This window comes from Xenorhabdus littoralis (assembly GCF_033949345.1).
Taxonomy (GTDB): Bacteria; Pseudomonadota; Gammaproteobacteria; order Enterobacterales; family Enterobacteriaceae; genus Xenorhabdus; species Xenorhabdus littoralis.
Genome location: NZ_VCDP01000025.1, coordinates 127,648 through 145,721, shown reverse-complemented (window position 1 = coordinate 145,721; position 18,074 = coordinate 127,648). Strand labels below are relative to the sequence as shown.

At 44.8% G+C, this 18,074-nt stretch carries 17 protein-coding genes and 3 pseudogenes; 9 read left to right on the top strand and 11 right to left on the bottom strand.

Annotation, left to right across the window (positions count from 1 at the left end; translation table 11 throughout):
* The first annotated feature begins 319 nt into the window (after positions 1-319).
* The 6 genes from FE394_RS07730 (at position 320) to FE394_RS07705 (ending at position 7,283) form a co-directional block, all read left to right on the top strand.
* The gene (locus tag FE394_RS07730) at positions 320-1,489 is read left to right on the top strand and encodes a KamA family radical SAM protein (RefSeq protein ID WP_319925812.1); all 1,170 of its coding nucleotides are present in this window, start codon (positions 320-322) and stop codon (positions 1,487-1,489) included.
* A 98-nt stretch (positions 1,490-1,587) separates the two neighbouring features.
* On the top strand, positions 1,588-2,949 hold the full coding sequence (locus FE394_RS07725) for an ATP-grasp domain-containing protein (protein WP_319925811.1): 1,362 nt from the start codon (positions 1,588-1,590) through the stop codon (positions 2,947-2,949).
* Between the two features lie 12 nt (positions 2,950-2,961).
* Positions 2,962-3,678 carry a 2OG-Fe dioxygenase family protein gene (locus FE394_RS07720; protein WP_319925810.1) on the top strand — a complete coding sequence of 239 codons (717 nt, stop codon included), beginning with the start codon at positions 2,962-2,964 and terminating at the stop codon, positions 3,676-3,678.
* 14 nt (positions 3,679-3,692) lie between these two features.
* Positions 3,693-4,919: an MFS transporter gene (locus FE394_RS07715; RefSeq protein ID WP_319925809.1), complete on the top strand. Its 1,227-nt coding sequence runs from the start codon at positions 3,693-3,695 to the stop codon at positions 4,917-4,919.
* 619 nt (positions 4,920-5,538) lie between these two features.
* The gene (locus FE394_RS07710) at positions 5,539-6,267 is read left to right on the top strand and encodes a DUF969 domain-containing protein (RefSeq protein ID WP_319925808.1); all 729 of its coding nucleotides are present in this window, start codon (positions 5,539-5,541) and stop codon (positions 6,265-6,267) included.
* Positions 6,264-7,283, top strand: a complete 1,020-nt coding sequence (locus FE394_RS07705; protein WP_319925892.1) for a DUF979 domain-containing protein — start codon at positions 6,264-6,266, stop codon at positions 7,281-7,283. The genes FE394_RS07710 and FE394_RS07705 overlap by 4 nt, the downstream gene beginning before the upstream one ends.
* Positions 7,284-7,287: 4 nt before the next feature.
* Here the strand turns inward: FE394_RS07705 and FE394_RS07700 are convergent.
* A pseudogene (locus FE394_RS07700) lies at positions 7,288-7,545 on the bottom strand (helix-turn-helix domain-containing protein); the annotation flags it as partial.
* Positions 7,546-7,600: 55 nt separating this feature from the next.
* On the opposite strand from FE394_RS07700, the pseudogene FE394_RS07695 reads away from it, so the two are divergent.
* The 3 genes and pseudogenes from FE394_RS07695 to pcp form a co-directional block, all read left to right on the top strand.
* Positions 7,601-7,988, top strand: a pseudogene (locus tag FE394_RS07695) (APC family amino acid permease); the annotation flags it as partial.
* A pseudogene (locus tag FE394_RS07690) lies at positions 7,981-8,396 on the top strand (DUF3156 family protein). The pseudogenes FE394_RS07695 and FE394_RS07690, both read left to right, overlap by 8 nt.
* On the top strand, positions 8,396-9,043 hold the full coding sequence (gene pcp / locus FE394_RS07685; protein WP_319925807.1) for a pyroglutamyl-peptidase I: 648 nt from the start codon (positions 8,396-8,398) through the stop codon (positions 9,041-9,043). Before FE394_RS07690 ends, pcp begins: the two are co-directional and overlap by 1 nt.
* Before the next feature lie 130 nt (positions 9,044-9,173).
* Here the strand turns inward: pcp and pgpA are convergent, their stop codons facing one another.
* From pgpA to tgt, 10 genes are all read right to left on the bottom strand, one after another.
* Entirely contained in the window at positions 9,174-9,665 is a 492-nt protein-coding gene (pgpA, locus tag FE394_RS07680; protein ID WP_319925806.1) for a phosphatidylglycerophosphatase A, read from the bottom strand.
* Positions 9,658-10,704 (bottom strand): thiamine-phosphate kinase, encoded by a 1,047-nt coding sequence (thiL, locus tag FE394_RS07675; protein ID WP_319925805.1) that lies wholly within the window; start codon positions 10,702-10,704, stop codon positions 9,658-9,660. The genes pgpA and thiL overlap by 8 nt, the downstream gene beginning before the upstream one ends.
* A gap of 101 nt (positions 10,705-10,805) precedes the next feature.
* Entirely contained in the window at positions 10,806-11,222 is a 417-nt protein-coding gene (nusB, locus tag FE394_RS07670; protein WP_319925804.1) for a transcription antitermination factor NusB, read from the bottom strand.
* A gap of 29 nt (positions 11,223-11,251) precedes the next feature.
* Entirely contained in the window at positions 11,252-11,722 is a 471-nt protein-coding gene (gene ribH, locus FE394_RS07665) for a 6,7-dimethyl-8-ribityllumazine synthase (RefSeq protein WP_319925803.1), read from the bottom strand.
* A 98-nt stretch (positions 11,723-11,820) separates the two neighbouring features.
* Complete coding sequence (gene ribD, locus FE394_RS07660; RefSeq protein ID WP_319925802.1) at positions 11,821-12,927, bottom strand: bifunctional diaminohydroxyphosphoribosylaminopyrimidine deaminase/5-amino-6-(5-phosphoribosylamino)uracil reductase RibD; 1,107 nt, start codon at positions 12,925-12,927, stop codon at positions 11,821-11,823.
* Positions 12,928-12,958: 31 nt separating this feature from the next.
* The gene (nrdR, locus tag FE394_RS07655) at positions 12,959-13,408 is read right to left on the bottom strand and encodes a transcriptional regulator NrdR (protein WP_273553189.1); all 450 of its coding nucleotides are present in this window, start codon (positions 13,406-13,408) and stop codon (positions 12,959-12,961) included.
* A gap of 136 nt (positions 13,409-13,544) precedes the next feature.
* Positions 13,545-14,513: a protein translocase subunit SecF gene (secF, locus tag FE394_RS07650; RefSeq protein ID WP_319925801.1), complete on the bottom strand. Its 969-nt coding sequence runs from the start codon at positions 14,511-14,513 to the stop codon at positions 13,545-13,547.
* 10 nt (positions 14,514-14,523) lie between these two features.
* Positions 14,524-16,371, bottom strand: a complete 1,848-nt coding sequence (gene secD, locus FE394_RS07645; RefSeq protein ID WP_319925800.1) for a protein translocase subunit SecD — start codon at positions 16,369-16,371, stop codon at positions 14,524-14,526.
* Positions 16,372-16,399: 28 nt separating this feature from the next.
* On the bottom strand, positions 16,400-16,738 hold the full coding sequence (yajC, locus tag FE394_RS07640) for a preprotein translocase subunit YajC (RefSeq protein ID WP_319925799.1): 339 nt from the start codon (positions 16,736-16,738) through the stop codon (positions 16,400-16,402).
* A 155-nt stretch (positions 16,739-16,893) separates the two neighbouring features.
* Positions 16,894-18,018 carry a tRNA guanosine(34) transglycosylase Tgt gene (gene tgt / locus FE394_RS07635; RefSeq protein WP_319925798.1) on the bottom strand — a complete coding sequence of 375 codons (1,125 nt, stop codon included), beginning with the start codon at positions 18,016-18,018 and terminating at the stop codon, positions 16,894-16,896.
* Between the last annotated feature and the right edge of the window lie 56 nt (positions 18,019-18,074).

Sequence of the window (18,074 nt, the reverse complement as noted above, 5' to 3'; positions counted from 1 at the left end):
TGTTTTTGTTAAACATCCATCTATTTTTCTCCATATTCATTATTATTCTATTCAAACCTCTCTATTCCCAGTAACTGAATTTTTATCGATATTTTCTCAGGAACGTTTCAAAAAATAATCATTAATATCAATATCTAATTGTTCGATATTCGTGAATCACGTCCCACATTTCAAACTAAACACACCAATCAGATCAAAAAACAAACATAATAACCATTGGTTTTGAATAGTTATTAATATCTTTCCTGAAACAGCAATAAAAAATTAAATAATAAATATTAAATATTAAATATTAAATATTAAATATTAAGGAATCATAATGAATAACATCAATGTCGTATCTCAGTCACAACAACTCCTTCCTGAATTTAACAAAAACTGGACTGACTGGCGCTGGCAGCAAAAAAACGCATTACGTGATGAAGAATCGTTACGTATTGCTTGTGGCGGGTGGAATGATGAAATAACTCGACGTATTCAACAGAATCTACAGGGTCAGAAAATGCAAATCACACCCTATTATCTCAGTAGAATTCTGACCACCAGCCAATCTGACGATATCACGACAAATCCACTTTGGCGGCAAGTGGTTCCATTTTGGAATGAAGAAGAACTTAATGGCTATGACGGAGAATCCGAGAACTGGGAACTCAATGAGGAGATGAAAACCCCTATCTGCCAGCATAAATACGACAACCGCGTAATTTTGCGGATGGTAAATGCCTGTAATTCTTACTGTCAATTCTGTTTTGAAGCGCTGCGAACACTAAAGGTCGATTCAGATAAATCAAATGCCGGACGCACTTCCTTTCAGCAATCCCTTGAATACATCAAAAATACGCCTTCAGTGGAAGAAGTGATCCTAAGCGGCGGTGATCCCTTAATGCTGACAGATAACAAACTGGATGAATCGTTAGCCGCCATCAGGGAAATCAGAGAAGACCTGCTAATTCGCGTTCATTCCCGTGCTCTGACATTCAACCCTTATCGCATTACCGCTGCCTTGCTCGAAACCCTGAAAAAACATCGCGTCAATGCCTTTGGCGTTCATATCTGCCATCCGCACGAGTTAAGCGAAGAATTCCAACATGCTGTGCGCCGCATCCAAAGTGTCGTCCCCATTGTGTTTTCCAATATGCCCTTCTTACGTGGTATCAATGATAATGAAGAAACCCTCCACAAGCTGTTTATCGATCTATACCGAATAGGCGTGAAACCTTATTATCTCTACCATTTTATGCCTTTCTCTCCTGGTTCTTCAGAATATAAAGCCTCAATTAATGATGCCATCACCATTATGGGCAAGCTCAAGCGTCGCGTTTCCAATATTGCCTTACCGGAATATGTCCTGCCACATATGAAAGGTAAATTCACCGTGCCCTTATTCACTCATCCGGAAGAAATGCCTTATTTCGAAACCATCAATGGCAAACGTTATTACCGCTTTATCAACTGGAAAAATGAACAATGCGAGTGGCTGGATAACTAAGTTATCCCGAATTTATCAATCAACGATATGCCCCGTGAATTTCAAAATGCAGCTTGAAATATAACGGGGATAAAACCTATTTATTTCGAGAATACAAAATGAAACCAAATGCAATTTTGTTTGTTGATATTGATGATGCCAAAATTCCGCGCTACAGATATCGGGAAACCCATTTCGCCGCAGCTAAAGATATGGGCATACACTGCCTGACGGCAGCATTGAAAGGGCACCAGCATACAGAACGTCTTTCTGTCGATAGTGATGAAGTTTTCTATCTGGAATCACTCACACAAAATGACTTGCAAGAACTCGTCACAGCATTGCAGCAGCGCTACACCTTGCGCAGTATTTTATGTTACGCGGGCCACGCTTCCACTATCGGCCAAGTTGGCTGCATCGTTGCAGAAGTTTGTCAAGATGTTGGAATACCTAATGCTTCCTCTTCCGCCATTGCTGTCTGCAACAATAAGTTTCTGATGCGTCAGGCGCTGCAAAAACAGGGGGTCAGGTCAATACGTCATGCCCTGTGTCACACTGAAGAAGAACTGCGCTTACACGCAGATATAGTTGGCTATCCCCTAATTGCAAAACCCCCGTTCGGGGCAGCTTCAGCCTTTATCAAAAAATGCCGTAACTGGGCTGAACTCCAAGCACATTACCACGCATTTACTACTCATTATGCCCATTCTATTTACATCGACTTTATGGGAGATACACAAGAATGCTTTACTTCAGAAGGTGAAAAACATATCAGCATCCCGGGTAAAAGCCTGCTACTGGAAGAATACCTTGATGGCATTGAAGGTACTGTTGAATGTGCTATGAGCCAACATGAAGTGCATCCGGTATTGATCAATGAAAAATTGATCTTAACTGAGAAAGAAAATACCGTTCTGGAAAACCTGCTGATTTGCCCACCTGTTTCATTTTCACCTTCAGAACAAGAACAAATCAGAGACTACGCCATAGATTGTATAAAAGCTGTAGGCCTGAACTATGCCATTGCTCATCTTGAATTCCGTATGACCAGCAATGGCCCTGTTGTCATTGAAATTAATCCTCGTCTTGGTGGATTATTTGTCAATTCGGCTTTCCGTGATATTGCCGGATTAGATCCATACCAACTCTATCTCTCTATCCTCTTGCAAGAACAAGACATTGATACACAGTTAAACCTCGCCCAACAACGAGCGACTTCGGCCAAGCAACATTACTCAATGTTAGCCATGTACCCCGAACAGAGCGGGTATTTTCAAGGCATTGAAAACATAGAACACATGAAAAATCATCCAAATGTGATCGAATGTATTCCTCAACCCGCTGACTACTACATCAATGCGGAAACCGAAGAACATTACTTGTTCAGATGCTGGGCAAAGGTCAACGATGCTTCCGATGCCTATGCACTACATCAAGAAATGCTGGAACACGTTAAACCCATTATCATCCCTATTCCATAAGGTAGCCAAAATATGCAAATTGCAGATATCTCGGCGCGTTTAATGAATGAGCATTATTGCCATATCCCACATTTCAGTAAGTTGATTTCCTATGATCCAAAAGAGATGAAAACATTTAAAGATCATTGGAATAATCTTGCATTGGATCAGAATTTTAAAGACTATACTCACCGGGAAAGGCGTATCCTGCGCTATTCTTACCGTCCAGCCCAAGAAAGCCCGCTTCAACTCAATCGGGATACAGAATATCGTTCATCCATCACCTATGACATTGAATATAAGCAAGGTGCCAATCAACTCAGCTATGCTGAAGAAGAATTCATAACTAACCCCATCATGTGCCGCATACTTGCAAAGGACATTGCGATTTTAGGTGACCAATTAACGAAGGAAAGTCATTATGCGATTGATATTCATCAATTTCGCGTAAAGGCACAGACTGGTAAGGAAAGCCCGACAACGTCAGGAATTCATCAAGACGGTCAAGATTGGATCTTTATGCACTTCATCCAAAGGCACAATACCGAACCCGTCATTTCCGAAGTGTATGCAGCAGAACATGAAGCTCCGCCTTTGCTACATACTGCAATGGAGAACTTTCTTGAAACACTCGCCATAAATGATAAACGACTTTATCATCGGGCAAGCAATGTTCGGCAAGCATCTCCTACAAACGCGGCATTTCGGGATCTATTGTTGGTCACTTTCCGGCAACTTCCTGAACAATAAGAGAGCTAATAATAATGTCAAGCCAGGAAAATAGTTTGAATTTGCGTTGGTCCGGTCTTAATGCCTTATTTATCGTCAGTGCCCGATTCGTCTCCGATTTTGGTGCGTTTCTGAATATGGTGGCACTCTCCACCTATGTGTACTTACTCAGTAACAGTGTCATGCACGTCAGCATTTTTCTTGCCTGCCGTGTAGCAGGCGGCCTCATCGCCAGCCTGATCGGAACTCCATTTTTCAGGCGGTTTACGGGAAGATGGCCGTTGGTCTTTTTTGATCTCGTACGTGTCATTTTGTTGTCCCTGTTATTGGTGATCCCTGCCTCACAACAACTATTGATCTTGCCAATAATCGCCTTCGGCATTGGATTAGGCAATTCAATGTTTGCTATCGGACTAAACAGCCAATTGCCTTATTGGGTACATGCTTCCCGACGTATCTCAACAAATTCCTGGCTTACCTCCGTTGCTGCAACGGGGGCCGTATTTGGCAGTCTGGTTTCAGGATTACTGGTCGCAAGCAGCGGTTATGAAATGGTATTTACCGTCAATATCATTACTTATCTGCTGGCTGCGATCCTGATTATGCCCCTGCGTTTCCTCTCTTTACCGGAACAAAAAACGTCAAGAGAACTTAGTAATGAGTGGCGCGAATTACGCCTAGGTTTACGCAGTGCGCCAATGCTGGCAGGAATGTTGTTCTTGAGCCTTGCGGATACACTGGGCAGCGCAGCGCATAATGTAGGTTTCCCCATCATTTCAAAACTCCTTACTCCCGATAATGCCAGCACCACAATGGGTTTATTACTGGCAACATGGGCGATAGGGAAATTCAGTGGCGCACGATTGGCGAGCTATTTACTGCGCAGCCGCAACCTACTGAAAATGGAGAAACTGTTCTTTATCGGCGTAGCCCTGATGTCGACGGGATTTATTCTTACCTTCCAGCAAAGCAGTATATTCTGGCTGCTGCTGTTTGCTGTCTGGGCGGGAATCGGAGATGGAATTGCAGAAGTCAGTCTGATATCACGAGCGCAAAGCGAGCCGGAAAGTTTACGTCTGCCGATTTTCAGTTTGCTGACGCTGTTACAAATGACCGGCTTCGGGATAGGTATGCTACTGGTTGCACCATTCTACGTCTGGCTGCCACCTTCCATCGTCATCCTGATATTCCACGGCTTACCACTGACGGTATTGGTGCTGGTTTTGCTTTGGGTAAAACGTGTTACTGCAAACAAAGTGTAAAATTGAAAACTTAATAATTAGCACAGATCTATAAAAAGGCAGGTGTAAGCTCTACCCAACAATTGGAAGAATACTGTCGCTTTAATAATTTTGATCTCTATGTACCAGAAAGATTTTTGCAATCTGAAAGCAGAATATTGGTTTGAATCTCAAATCTTGGCAGTAACGACAAAAGGAAACGTCAACCTAAGTTATCGTTATACGCCTCGGAGAGAGTTTTTAAACACGAGAAATAAAGTTAATACCGATATTTAGAGCCTATGCAGGATCACGGTATCGGTTTTATCTATTTCAGCCTCTTAAAAAATGAATAATATCTCATTTAAAACAGTACATTGTTTGAAATTAAACCTCCCTTAAAGAACCAAAGACTTCCCAACTTATCTATGTATCTCTCAAAAATGCTATTACGACTGACAAAACATTTCTCGCGGGCAAACTCGTTTCCGCTCCATAAGTGATCTTCATTCCATTTTTACAATCCAATGCGAATTTTATTTGCCTATTCGTTAACCACATTCTATTTATTGTTCAACAATATAAAAACAATGAATTAACAATGATGTTTGTTTGAACCAACAATACAACAACAGCACATTTATCTATGGGGAAGTAAAGTATGCAGCAAGCCATCAATTTTTGGCCCCTAATGGGTATCGTTGTCATTATCATTGGCTTTATCATCAGGTTTAATCCTGTTCTGGTTGTGACCATTGCCGGCCTGGTCACAGGATTAGCCGCTCACATGCCAATTATCGAAATTCTGGAAAAGCTAGGTGCCGGATTTATCAATACCCTGAATCTGACTCTCACTCTCCTGTTTCCTCTGGTCATTATCGGCCTGTTGGAAAGACATGGATTAAAAGAACGAGCCCAGAAATCCATTGCCCATATCAAAACCGCTACCGCCGGACGTTTATTGATTATCTATCTGTTTATACGCGAAACCTCTGCGGCAATGGGGCTAACCAGTTTAGGCGGACATCCACAAATGGTTCGCCCTTTGTTGGCTCCTATGGCTGAAGGTGCGGCCGAAAATCAATATGGCGAGTTGCCGGACTCAGTTCGTCATCGTATTCGTGCAATGTCTGCCGCAACGGATAATACCGGTCTGTTCTTCGGTGAGGATATTTTTGTCGCCTTTGGCGCGATTATCTTTATGCACAATTTCATGCTGGAATCGGGAGGTATTCACACCGAACCACTGCATATCGCCCTCTGGGGAATTCCTACCGCTATTTGTGCTTTTTTGATCCACGCCGTTCGGTTATATCGCCTTGATTATCACCTTGCCAATGAACTTAATTCTCTGAATCACAACAAATTGAACAGCAAGGAGAAAAAATAATGTTTCAATTACAGTATCTCTATGTGCTGGCAGGGCTTATCTTGATTGCTGTTGCCATTATGTCATGGCGTGATAAAGCCAATCCTCGCCGCTTAACGACAGGCCTGTTCTGGGCATTGTACGGTTTCATTTTTCTGGCCGGTAAATGGAGCGGCTATCTGGCGGCTATCTGGATCAGCGATGAACTCTATGCCCAGAAAATTGCTCATGTCAGTGTTGGTGTGTTAGTGATTGCTATGGCGCTGCTGGCAGGATTTGGTGGGGTTCGTCTGGGAAATTATCATCAACGCACAACAGAACAACGGCAAGAAGATGCTGAGCGTCTTGGCAATCGGTTATTTCTACCCGCCTTGCTGATCCCCATTGTCACCATGCTCGGCGTTTTGATGTTTAACCATATTCCTGGCTTGCAACAAGCTGTTTTTGGTGCGGGTAATCACTCTACTCTGGTGACACTCTTTTCTGTTACTCTCGGTTGTCTGGCTGGATTAATTATCGCATTGAGCATGAGTCGGGGTCCCATAACACAACCGATACAAGAAACTCGCCGCCTGTTGGATTCAATTGGTTGTGTATTTATCCTGCCACAAATTCTGGCAACACTTGGATTATTATTTACCGCAGCAGGTGTCGGCACGGTAATTTCCCATCTGACCGAAAATTATTTGTCTGTCGATAATCGATTTATTGCAGTAACAGCTTATGTACTTGGCATGGCTCTGCTAACGATGATTATGGGAAATGCTTTCGCTGCTTTTCCTATCATCACGGCCGGTATCGGGATTCCGATTTTGATCTTACAGCACGGGGGCAATCCAGCCGTAATGGCCGCTATCGGTATGTTCTCCGGCTATTGTGGTACGTTGATGACACCAATGGCGGCAAATTTTAATATCGTACCTGCTGCACTGTTAGAGTTACCCGACCGCAATGCCGTCATCAAGGCACAAATCCCTACGGGTTGTGCTTTATTGATAACCAACGTGTTCTTACTCTATTTTCTTATGTACAAATAAAAGCTTATACGCAGCGAGGAATTGAAGAGACTAATTCTGTCCGGTTAGTGACATTGGCCTTAGTAAAAATATTGCGCAGGTGCATTTTCACGGTGGAAAGCGAAATACCAAGCTGTAAAGCAATACGTTTATGACTGGCACCTTCTCTGACCAGATGAATAATTTGCTGTTCTTTCGGTGTGAATGAAATCAGTAAGTCCGGCAAAATATCGGAAGGCATCAACTCTGCGACGGAAAGAATAGCATTGAGTCTCATCATTTCTGAAATGATCCGGGTGGAGTGGTTCTGACTGATGAAAATGCTCTAAATAAGCCTGATTGGCATGGCGATGTTTATGTTTGTCGGCTGTGAACTGGTAACGCCGATGGCGATCCCTGCTTTTGCCGGACAGGTAATGGGTGATTTCGGTAAATACTGGATTGGTATCGGGCTGCTGTCTGAACCGTATTATCCCATTGGTATTAGCAGCCGTATGCTCATGGGGAACCGCTTATTTGCTGGTCACTATCTCGGTGATCCTGCTGCGTATTCGCCGTCCTGATCTGCACCGGGCCTATAAATCACCGTTTTTCCCGTTGCCGCAGATTATTTCAAGTGTAGGAATTATTCTGGCCATTGTTTATATAACTCCACCGGGTATGAACAAAGCAGATGTTTATATTCCTTTCGTGATTATGTTAAGTCTGACAGCAAGTTATGCGCTGCTATGAGTGGACAAGGCCGGGCGAACTACTTATTAAGCCAGAAGAGCAGTTGACAATACGTGTAAGTGAAAGAGTGAATATTCTGTTTATGGCGTTTATTGTTTATACAAGGTTTGCAGTCTCCGGCACAATTGAATATCCCTCTAATATTGATATACAGAATGTCGATATACAGGTGAAAACGGGCGGCAGTCTGTGCAAAAAACAGATACGTTTTGTTTCAAAACAGGATGATGGGCTTACATTAATTCAGCAACTGGAGAAATATCCCGTTATACGGCAGACCTTAGAAGAACTGGATTTCCGGCTACCAGCCGTTACCTGCGTTTAACCCCTGACCAGCGTTATCATTTACTGAGTGCATTAAACTTGATAAACCAATTAATGAAAAATAAAAAGGAACCCTAATGAAAACTATTTTAGTCACTGCTTTTGAGCCTTTTGGTGGTGAGTCAATAAATCCATCATGGGAAGCCGTCAGGCCATTACAAGGATGCCAGATTGATGGCGCTCATGTTGAGGTTTGTCAGCTCCCTTGTGTTTTCGATACTTCTCTGGAACACCTTTATGCTGCAATTGAACGAGTTAAACCAGAAGTCGTGATTTCAATAGGGGAAGCAGGAAGCAGAACAAATATCACCGTAGAACGCATCGGAATCAATATTAACGATGCCAGTATTCCTGATAATGCAGGCAAAAAACCTATTGATACTCCGGTTATCATCAATGGACCGGCGGCTTATTTTTCTACTTTACCGATTAAATCCATTGTCAGTGACCTGCGTAAATCGGGTATCCCAGCAAACATCTCTCAAACTGCCGGAACTTTTGTCTGCAACCATGTCATGTATGGCCTTTTGCATTATCTTAATCAACATTACCCGGCTGTGCGGGGCGGATTTATCCATGTACCTTATTTGCCAGAACAGGCAGCAAGATATTCAGATATCGCAAGCATGTCTGTAGAAGTGATGACGGCAGCGTTGGAAATAGCAATGGCAACTGTATTGAAGAATGCAAAGGATATTGCTGTTACAGGCGGGACGACAAACTGAAAAAGAAATAAACCTGTCATCTTTCAGATTGCAAGCTTTGTTGGATGAATCCTGAGATCCATTAGTTCTTGAAATCGACTGAATATAGCCACTGGTTGTCAGTGGCTAATATATGAGAAAATCACTGTTTTTAGAAAGGCAGCAACTGGTAGAAGTTCAACAACCAGATAACGGCAACCGCAAAAATCGCGGCGATAATGTCATCCAGCATAATGCCAATACCGCCTTTCACATAGCGGTCAAACCATCGAATCGGCCACGGTTTCCACATATCGAAAATGCGGAATACCACAAAGCCCACCAAAACCCATTGCCAGTTGAGTACCGGGATTGCCATCAGTGTGATCCACATACCAATGAACTCATCCCAAACAACACAACCCGGATCGTCTACGTTCATGGCATCGGCAGCTTTCTGACAAATCACGCAACCAATGACCGTTCCCAGCAAAATAACCAACCATATTCCCCAAGTCGGCAACTGCGTCAGCAGTAACCAGAAAGGGATTGCTGCCACTGAACCCATTGTGCCCGGCATAATTGGCGATAAGCCACTTCCGAATCCTGTCGCCAACAAATGCCACGGATTGCTCATTTTTAAGTGGCGTTTTGCATCATCCATGCGTTCCCTCCGTCTGGTCATTTTTGGCTAACTGCCCTGCCGGACAAGATACTATTAGTTTTTTATCTGTTTGAAAATGGTCAAAGCCTTTCAGATCCAGCTCGATTTCTTCGTTGTTGTTAAAGTAGCGGATACCTTCTGATTCTGGCCTGATTTGCCCAACACAGCAGAAGCTGGCACCAGAATGGGCCAATGCCATATTTAATGCACCACGGTTAAGTTCAGGTACGGTAAAGCATAATTCGTAATCTTCTCCACCGCTCAGCGCCCATTTCAATGCCTGTTCTGAAGAAACATATTGCTGCATGGCTTCTGAATAAGGTAACGCATCCAGATTAATACGTGCGCCACATTGACTAGCCGTCAGAATATGGTTGAGATCAGAAATCAGACCATCAGACAAATCAATCGCAGAGGAAGCAAGATTGCGCAGTGCCTGCCCCTGTAAAACCCGTGGTTGCGGACGAAGATGACGTTTCACCAGCCAATTGTGGATCGCAGTATCTTCAACAGTCAGACGTTTTTGCAACAGAGCAAGTCCTGCGGCACTATCACCCAGTGTTCCGGTTACATAAATCCAGTCACCGTTCTTCGCCCCTGATCGGCGCAGCGCCCTGCCTGCCGGAACCAAACCATGTACGGTTAAGGTCAGACTCATGGGGCCTTTTGTGGTATCCCCACCAATCAACTGCATACCGTAATAGTTCAGTTGCTCAAAAAGGCTATCACTGAATCGCTTTAACCAATCCTCATTGACGTCAGGTAACGTTAATGCCAGAGATGCCCAGGCCGGATCAGCCCCGACAGCAGCCAGATCACTGATATTGACAGCCAATGCCTTATAGGCCAGCTCTTCCGGTGAAATATCAGGAAGAAAATGAACGCCAGAAACCAGAGTATCCGTTGTTACTGCTAATTCTTGCTTATCTGCAACGGTCATCAGCGCGCAATCATCACCAATGCCTAGACTTACATCACGGCGGCGAGTGATATGGCGATTGAAATAACGTGCAATGAGGTCAAATTCACCACATGCCATAATAGAATTCCAAAAAGTGACTGACGATGAGTACATAAGGCCGGATAACCGGCCTTATGAATAAAATCATCGAGTTATAATGGGGAACTCCTGACAAGCAATCACTTTTTCTTGCGTGCTGCCGGGCCAGCTTTATCCAATACCCCATTCACAAATTTATGGCTATCTTCAGCGCCGAACGTTTTTGCCAGCTCGATGCCTTCATTAATAGCCACTTTGTAGGGAACATCATCACGAAAGCTTAGTTCAAACATCGCAACGCGCAAGATAGCTTTTTCCACCTGACCTAACTCTTCGAGCTGGCGGGAAAGATAAGGAGCCATCAAGGCATCCAATTTTGTAGCATTGACCGCTACCCCAGACAGCAACTCACGGAAATAGGTGATATCAACACCAGTTACGTCCTGCTCCGACAGAAACTGCAATTCAACATCAGCAACGCTGTTTTTAGATAATTGCCATGAATAAATTGCCTGAACAGCACACTCACGAGCACGACGACGAGCAGCAGGTTTCACAAAATTCCCCTTAATTAAAACTAAAAAACTTAAGCCTTAATGGCTTTAATTACATTGATCATTTCCAATGCGGTCAAGGCAGCTTCCGCACCTTTATTACCCGCTTTAGTGCCAGCGCGTTCAATCGCCTGTTCAATATTTTCGGTTGTCAAAACACCAAATGTAACAGGAATATTGCTGGACATCGCCACGCTGGATAAACCAGAGCTACACTCGCCAGCAACATATTCGAAGTGGGCTGTACCGCCACGGATAACCGTACCCAAAGCGATAACCGCATCATATTTTTCGGATTCAGCCAGAGCCTTGGCTGCCAATGGCAACTCATAGGCACCCGGTACCCATACTACGGTGATATTGTCTGAAGAGACCTGACCGATGCGATCCAGCGCATCTACGGCCCCTTCCAGCAGGCTGTCATTAATGAAGTTGTTAAAGCGGGCAATCGCAATAGCAATGCGGGCTTCAGGAGCTGCAACAACACCTTTGATTACGTTCATAGCCTTCCTTATACTTTATTCATATCCGCAGGGGCGCGGATCTTATCACATTATTTTTCTCTGCGTCTTGGTTTATGTCCAAACTTGAATCAGGACTCTCAGACAGGACGCAAACGAAGACGAACATCAGGCCCAATCTGTTGCACATCAAACAGAGTGAATTCGGGTGCATCGGATAATTTCTGCAATTCAGGGATGGCGAACAATCCTCTGGCATTATTTCCCAATATTTTAGGGGCGATATACAGGATTAATTCATCTACCAGCCCCAGAGATAATAAAGCCCCGGCCAGAGTTGGGCCGCATTCCGCCCAAACTGAATTAATCTGACGTTTGCCAAGCTGCATCATCAACAGTACCAAATCGACACCATCACCATGTACCGGCAATAAAATCTGTTCGACATTATCAGGCCATTGTTGTTCATTTTTGTCAGTACGTGCTAACCAACATTGCCCTGCTTGCTGGATAACCTGATGCTCTGGTGTGATACGATTTTGGCTATCAGTAATGATACGGATGGGTTGACGGAGAAGTTCCTGAGGATAAACCGCTTGTGTTTCAGCATCAAGTTCATTCCACCGGACAGTCAGTGAAGGGTCATCAGCCAGTACTGTTGAGCCGGAGCTCAGAATGGCACTGCACTTTGCCCGCAAACTCTGTACATCCTGACGGGCTTCCGGTGAGGTAATCCACTTACTTTCTCCCGAGGCCAGCGCAGTACGGCCATCCAATGATGCTCCTAACTTCAATTGAAGATAAGGAAAGCCTGTACGCATACGTTTGAGAAATCCTTTATTCAAGGATTCAGCCTGCGCCATCATCAGACCATGTTCAACAGCAATACCCGCCTGCTGCAATTTATACAAACCACGACCAGCAACTTGCGGATTGGGATCTTGCATCGAAACCACAACACGGCTTAAACCGGCGGCAATCAATGCATCAGCACAGGGAGGAGTCTTACCATGATGACTACATGGTTCAAGCGTGACATAGGCGGTAGCGCCTCTGGCTTTTTCACCTGCCATGCGGAGAGCATGAACCTCTGCATGAGGTTCACCTGCACGTAAATGGAAACCTTCCCCGACTATCTGATCATCCTTGACAATAACACAACCTACATTCGGATTCGGAGATGTTGTAAAACGTCCCTGATTCGCCAGCTCCAGCGCCCGGGACATATATATTTCATCAAGTGTCATGGTATTTAGTCTTGTCGTTGAGTCTTATTGTTTAGTCTTGTAATCTGGCAATCTCTTCGCCAAATTCACGAATATCCTCAAAGCTACGGTAAACAGATGCGAAACGGATATAAGCCACTTTATCTAATTTTTTCAGCGCATCCATAACAAAGTTTCCAATCATTTTGGACGGGATCTCACGTTCCCCTGTTGCCCGTACTTGTGATTTGATATGACTGATTGCTGTTTCTACATCATCAGAGCTGACAGGACGTTTTTCCAGTGCCTTCTGCATGCCACGACGCAATTTTTCTTCGTCGAAAGACTCACGAATATCATCACTTTTAATGACTCGCGGCATCACTAGCTCTGCAACCTCAAATGTAGTGAAGCGTTCATGACATTCTAAGCACTGACGGCGACGGCGCACTTGTGAGCCATCCCCAACCAAGCGGGAATCAATAACTTTAGTATCAACGGCTGCGCAAAATGGGCAATGCATATCGTTTCCTGACAGTTGACCGAAGGAATAACAGTGTACCTTGAAGTGATAATGAAAAACACCCTGTCAGTAAGTACTCACAGGGTGTTTAAGTTATATCAGAGCTCGATCATGCTAAACCATCCATGCTAATCCATCAAGGAAGGATGGAAGGCTGATCTGCTCCTTCTTTCTCAACTTTCTGCTGGATCATATGTTCACGCTTCATACCCAATTTCAGGGCTAATGCAGACGCAACATAGATGGAAGATACTGTACCGATAGAAACACCGATTAACATTGCCAGTGAGAAGCCTTTCAGCATTTCACCACCGAAAATGTACAGCATCACCACAACCAACAACGTGGTCGCAGAAGTCATGATCGTACGACTCAGAGTCTGGGTCAGGGAAACATTCATGATTTCATACGATGTTCCGCGACGTATCTTGCGGAAGTTTTCACGGATACGATCCGAAACAACGATACTATCATTCAACGAATAGCCGATGACGGACATCAACGATGCCACGATAGTCAGGTCAATTTCGATACGGAATAACGACAGTACCCCTAATGTAATGACCACATCATGCGCAAGCGCGATAACTGCACCTAATGCCAGACGCCATTCAAAGCGGAAACCGACATAAATAAGGATAGAGATCAGGGCAGTCAATAGTGCCATCGCACCCGTTTGCGCCAGTTCGCTACCTACGCTCGGGCCTACGAACTCAACACGTTTGACCTTCGCATCTTTATCGATATTCTGGTTAATAACCGAAATAATCTTATTACCCAGCTCTTGCCCCGCATTACCTGTCACGGGTGGCATACGAACCATCACATCACGGCTGCTGCCAAAATTTTGCAAAAGAGGATCAGCAAAACCATTCTGGGTCAGGCTATCACGCATCTTATCCAGATCCGCTGGCTTACTCAGGTTAACCTCAATTACCGTACCACCGGTAAAATCAAGACCCCAGTTAAACCCACGGGTTCCTATCATGACGATAGAAGCGACCAATAGCAGGAACGAAATCCCAAAGGCAACGTTGTCCCAGCGCATAAAGTCGATGACTTTACGCCCATAGTTTAATTGTTCAACAGTATAATCCTGTGCCACAACGTGCTCCTTAAATTGACAACTTATTGATACGCTTGCCACCGTACAGCAAGTTCACGATTGCACGTGTTCCCACAATCGCAGTGAACATCGAAGTCGCCACACCAATGCTGGTGGTGATCGCGAAGCCCTTGATCGAGCCAGTGCCCACCGCGTACAGGATGATGGCAGTAATCAGCGTAGTCAGGTTTGCGTCGATGATACTGGAGAACGCACCTTTATAACCTTCGTGAATAGCCTGTTGTACCGTTCGACCGTTGCGTAACTCTTCTTTGATACGTTCGTTAATCAAGACGTTCGCATCCACCGCTACAGCCAGTGTCAGGACGATACCGGCAATTCCCGGCATAGTCAGCGTCGCTCCGGGCAGTAAGGACATAATGCCGACGATCAGCACCAAGTTGGCCAGCAGAGCACTGCTCGCAATCAGGCCAAACTTACGGTAGTAAATCACCATGAACAAGATGGACGCAATCAAGCCCCACAGACACGCCTCAAGGCCCTGCTGGATATTCTGCATACCCAGAGTTGGCCCGATTGTACGCTCTTCCACGATCTGGATTGGCGCGATCAAGGCACCAGCACGAAGTAAGAGTGACAACTGACGAGCTTCAGCCGGGTTACTAATCCCCGTAATGCGGAAACTGTTACCCAAACGTGACTGGATGGTGGCAATATTGATGACTTCTTCTTGCTTCACCAAAAGCGTACGACCGTTGGCATCTTTCTTACCGCTGTCTTTGTATTCCACAAACAGCGTTGCCATTGGTTTTTGCAGATTATCTTTGGTGAAATTAGACATCGCCGTACCACCAGCACTATCCAGCGAAATATTAACCTGCGGATAACCGTTTTCATCAGTGCTGGAAGTTGAGTCAGTGATATGGTCACCCGTCAGAATAACGCGCTTATACAGCACAACAGGAGCACCATCCCGGCTATATTTCAATTCTGAATCAGCCGGAATGCGGCCTGATAACGCGGCATTCTGGTCAACGTTGCTATTAACCAGACGGAATTCCAGTGTTGCCGTTGCGCCCAGAATTTCTTTCGCACGAGCGGTATCCTGAATACCCGGTAACTCAACAACGATACGGTCTGCACCCTGACGTTGAACCAGAGGTTCTGCAACCCCCAATTGGTTTACACGGTTACGCAGGATAGTGATGTTCTGCTGCACTGCATAAGAGCGGGCTTCACGCAGGCGTTCATCACTCATGACAACTTTCAGAGTGTTATTTGTGCCCGTAGAGAACACTAAATCCCGGTGACGGGGTTCAAGATAGCTTTCCGCTTTAGAACGAGCATCGTTGTCGCGGAAACGGACTTCGGCACCGTAATTATCAATTTTGCGGATGGTTGAATATGGGATGCCTTGATCACGTAATTCAGAGCGCAGGCTATCAATATTTTGTTCCTGTAACTTGCTCAGTGCGGTTTCCATATCCACTTCCATCAGGAAGTGAACACCGCCACGCAGGTCAAGCCCCAGCTTCATCGGCTCAGCGCTAATTGTTCTTAACCAGATAGGTGTCGCGGGTGCGAGGTTCAGTGCCACGACATATTGTTCGCCCAATGCAGAAACCAGCGCTTCACGGGCGCGGAGCTGCACGTCAGTGCTACTGAAACGGGCAAGGATAGCTCCATTTTCCAATGCAATGGACTTGCTATGAATTTGATCTTTCTCTAAAACATTACGGACTTGGTCCAGCGTTTTTTCACTGGCGGCGATGCCTCGCGCGCCAGTGATTTGTACAGCCGGATCCTCACCATACAGGTTGGGAAGTGCATAAAGCAAACCGATGAGGATCGCAGCGATCAGCATCAGATACTTCCACAAAGGATAACGGTTCAACACGGCAGTTCCCTTCGGGAAAATCGGAAAATTAAATAGCTTTCATTGTACCTTTCGGCAAAACGGCAGCGACGAAGTCACGTTTGACAGTTATTTCTGTTGTGTCATTCAGAGCAATCACAACATAGCCTGTTTCAGACACTTTAGAGACACGACCAACCAAACCACCAGAAGTCAACACTTCATCTCCTTTAGAGATAGACTCCATCAGTTTTTTATGTTCTTTGGTGCGTTTTTGTTGTGGACGCAGGATCATGAAATAGAAAATCAAACCGAAAACAGCCAGCATAATAATCAGAGAATATGGGCTTCCCTGAGATTGCGCTGACGCACCAGAGGCTGCCGCTGCTTCAGAAATAAAAAAACTCATCAAATATCCCTCATTGTTATCGAAAACATTGTTATCGAACACACTGTTATCGAAAAATAGTGTTATCAAAAATATCGTTGTCGAAAATCGACAGTGGCTCGATCAAAAACCAGCCCAATATGCTACACATATTGAGGCTGATTAGTCACGCCAAATTATATATTTAACGGCGGAAAGGGTTTACCGATCTGCTGATAAAACTCTTCGACAAACTGTTCCAGTCTGTCTTCTTCAATGGCTTTGCGAATTCCGGCCATCAAACGTTGATAATACCTTAAATTATGTATCGTATTCAGCCTTGCACCAAGAATTTCGTTACAACGATCAAGATGATGCAGGTATGCACGGCTATAATTCCGACAAGTATAGCAGTCACAATGCTCATCTAACGGAGAAGTATCTTCTTTATGTTTGGCATTGCGGATTTTGATGACCCCTTCTGTCACGAACAGATGACCGTTGCGGGCATTACGCGTTGGCATCACGCAGTCAAACATATCGATACCACGACGAACGCCTTCAACCAAATCTTCTGGCTTACCGACGCCCATCAGATAGCGGGGCTTATCCTGCGGGATTTGCGGACAAACATGTTCCAGAATACGGTGCATGTCTTCTTTTGGTTCACCGACAGCAAGACCCCCCACAGCGTAGCCATCAAAACCAATTTCCACCAGTCCTTTTACGGAAACATCACGTAAGTCTTCATAGACACTGCCCTGAATAATACCAAACAAGGCATTTTTATTATTCAGCTCATCAAAACGTTGACGACTGCGTGCAGCCCAGCGCAGTGACATTTCCATGGAACGCTTCGCATAATCCCAATCAGCCGGGTATGGCGTACATTCATCAAAAATCATAACGATATCGGAACCCAAATCATATTGGATTTCCATGGATTTTTCAGGGCTGAGGAAAACAGGATTCCCATTGATCGGGTTACGGAAATGAACCCCCTCTTCCTTGATTTTACGCATCGCACCGAGACTGAAAACCTGGAAACCACCAGAATCTGTCAGAATCGGCCCTTGCCACTGCATAAAATCATGCAGGTCACCATGTAATTTCATGATTTCCTGACCCGGACGCAACCAGAGATGGAAAGTATTTCCCAGCAGGATCTGCGCACCGGTTTCTTTCACCTCTTCCGGAGTCATCCCTTTTACCGTACCGTAAGTCCCCACAGGCATAAATGCCGGAGTCTCGACTACGCCACGATCAAAAATCAAACGGCCACGACGAGCATTTCCATTCGTCTTTTGTAACTCAAATTTCACTTAACCTCCAGACATCAGAAAAACAGTCTGATGCTATGTTTACATACCGTTCAAAC

Excerpts from the sequence above, each read along its gene's own strand:
- ribH (WP_319925803.1), bottom strand. The coding sequence starts at position 11,722 with ATGAACGTAATCAAAGGTGTTGTTGCAGCTCCTGAAGCCCGCATTGCT.
- FE394_RS07730 (WP_319925812.1), top strand. The coding sequence starts at position 320 with ATGAATAACATCAATGTCGTATCTCAGTCACAACAACTCCTTCCTGAA.
- pgpA (WP_319925806.1), bottom strand. The coding sequence starts at position 9,665 with ATGGATGATGCAAAACGCCACTTAAAAATGAGCAATCCGTGGCATTTG.
- pcp (WP_319925807.1), top strand. The coding sequence starts at position 8,396 with ATGAAAACTATTTTAGTCACTGCTTTTGAGCCTTTTGGTGGTGAGTCA.
- FE394_RS07725 (WP_319925811.1), top strand. The coding sequence starts at position 1,588 with ATGAAACCAAATGCAATTTTGTTTGTTGATATTGATGATGCCAAAATT.
- nrdR (WP_273553189.1), bottom strand. The coding sequence starts at position 13,408 with ATGCATTGCCCATTTTGCGCAGCCGTTGATACTAAAGTTATTGATTCC.
- ribD (WP_319925802.1), bottom strand. The coding sequence starts at position 12,927 with ATGACACTTGATGAAATATATATGTCCCGGGCGCTGGAGCTGGCGAAT.
- FE394_RS07710 (WP_319925808.1), top strand. The coding sequence starts at position 5,539 with ATGCAGCAAGCCATCAATTTTTGGCCCCTAATGGGTATCGTTGTCATT.
- yajC (WP_319925799.1), bottom strand. The coding sequence starts at position 16,738 with ATGAGTTTTTTTATTTCTGAAGCAGCGGCAGCCTCTGGTGCGTCAGCG.
- FE394_RS07715 (WP_319925809.1), top strand. The coding sequence starts at position 3,693 with ATGTCAAGCCAGGAAAATAGTTTGAATTTGCGTTGGTCCGGTCTTAAT.
- thiL (WP_319925805.1), bottom strand. The coding sequence starts at position 10,704 with ATGGCATGTGGTGAATTTGACCTCATTGCACGTTATTTCAATCGCCAT.
- FE394_RS07720 (WP_319925810.1), top strand. The coding sequence starts at position 2,962 with ATGCAAATTGCAGATATCTCGGCGCGTTTAATGAATGAGCATTATTGC.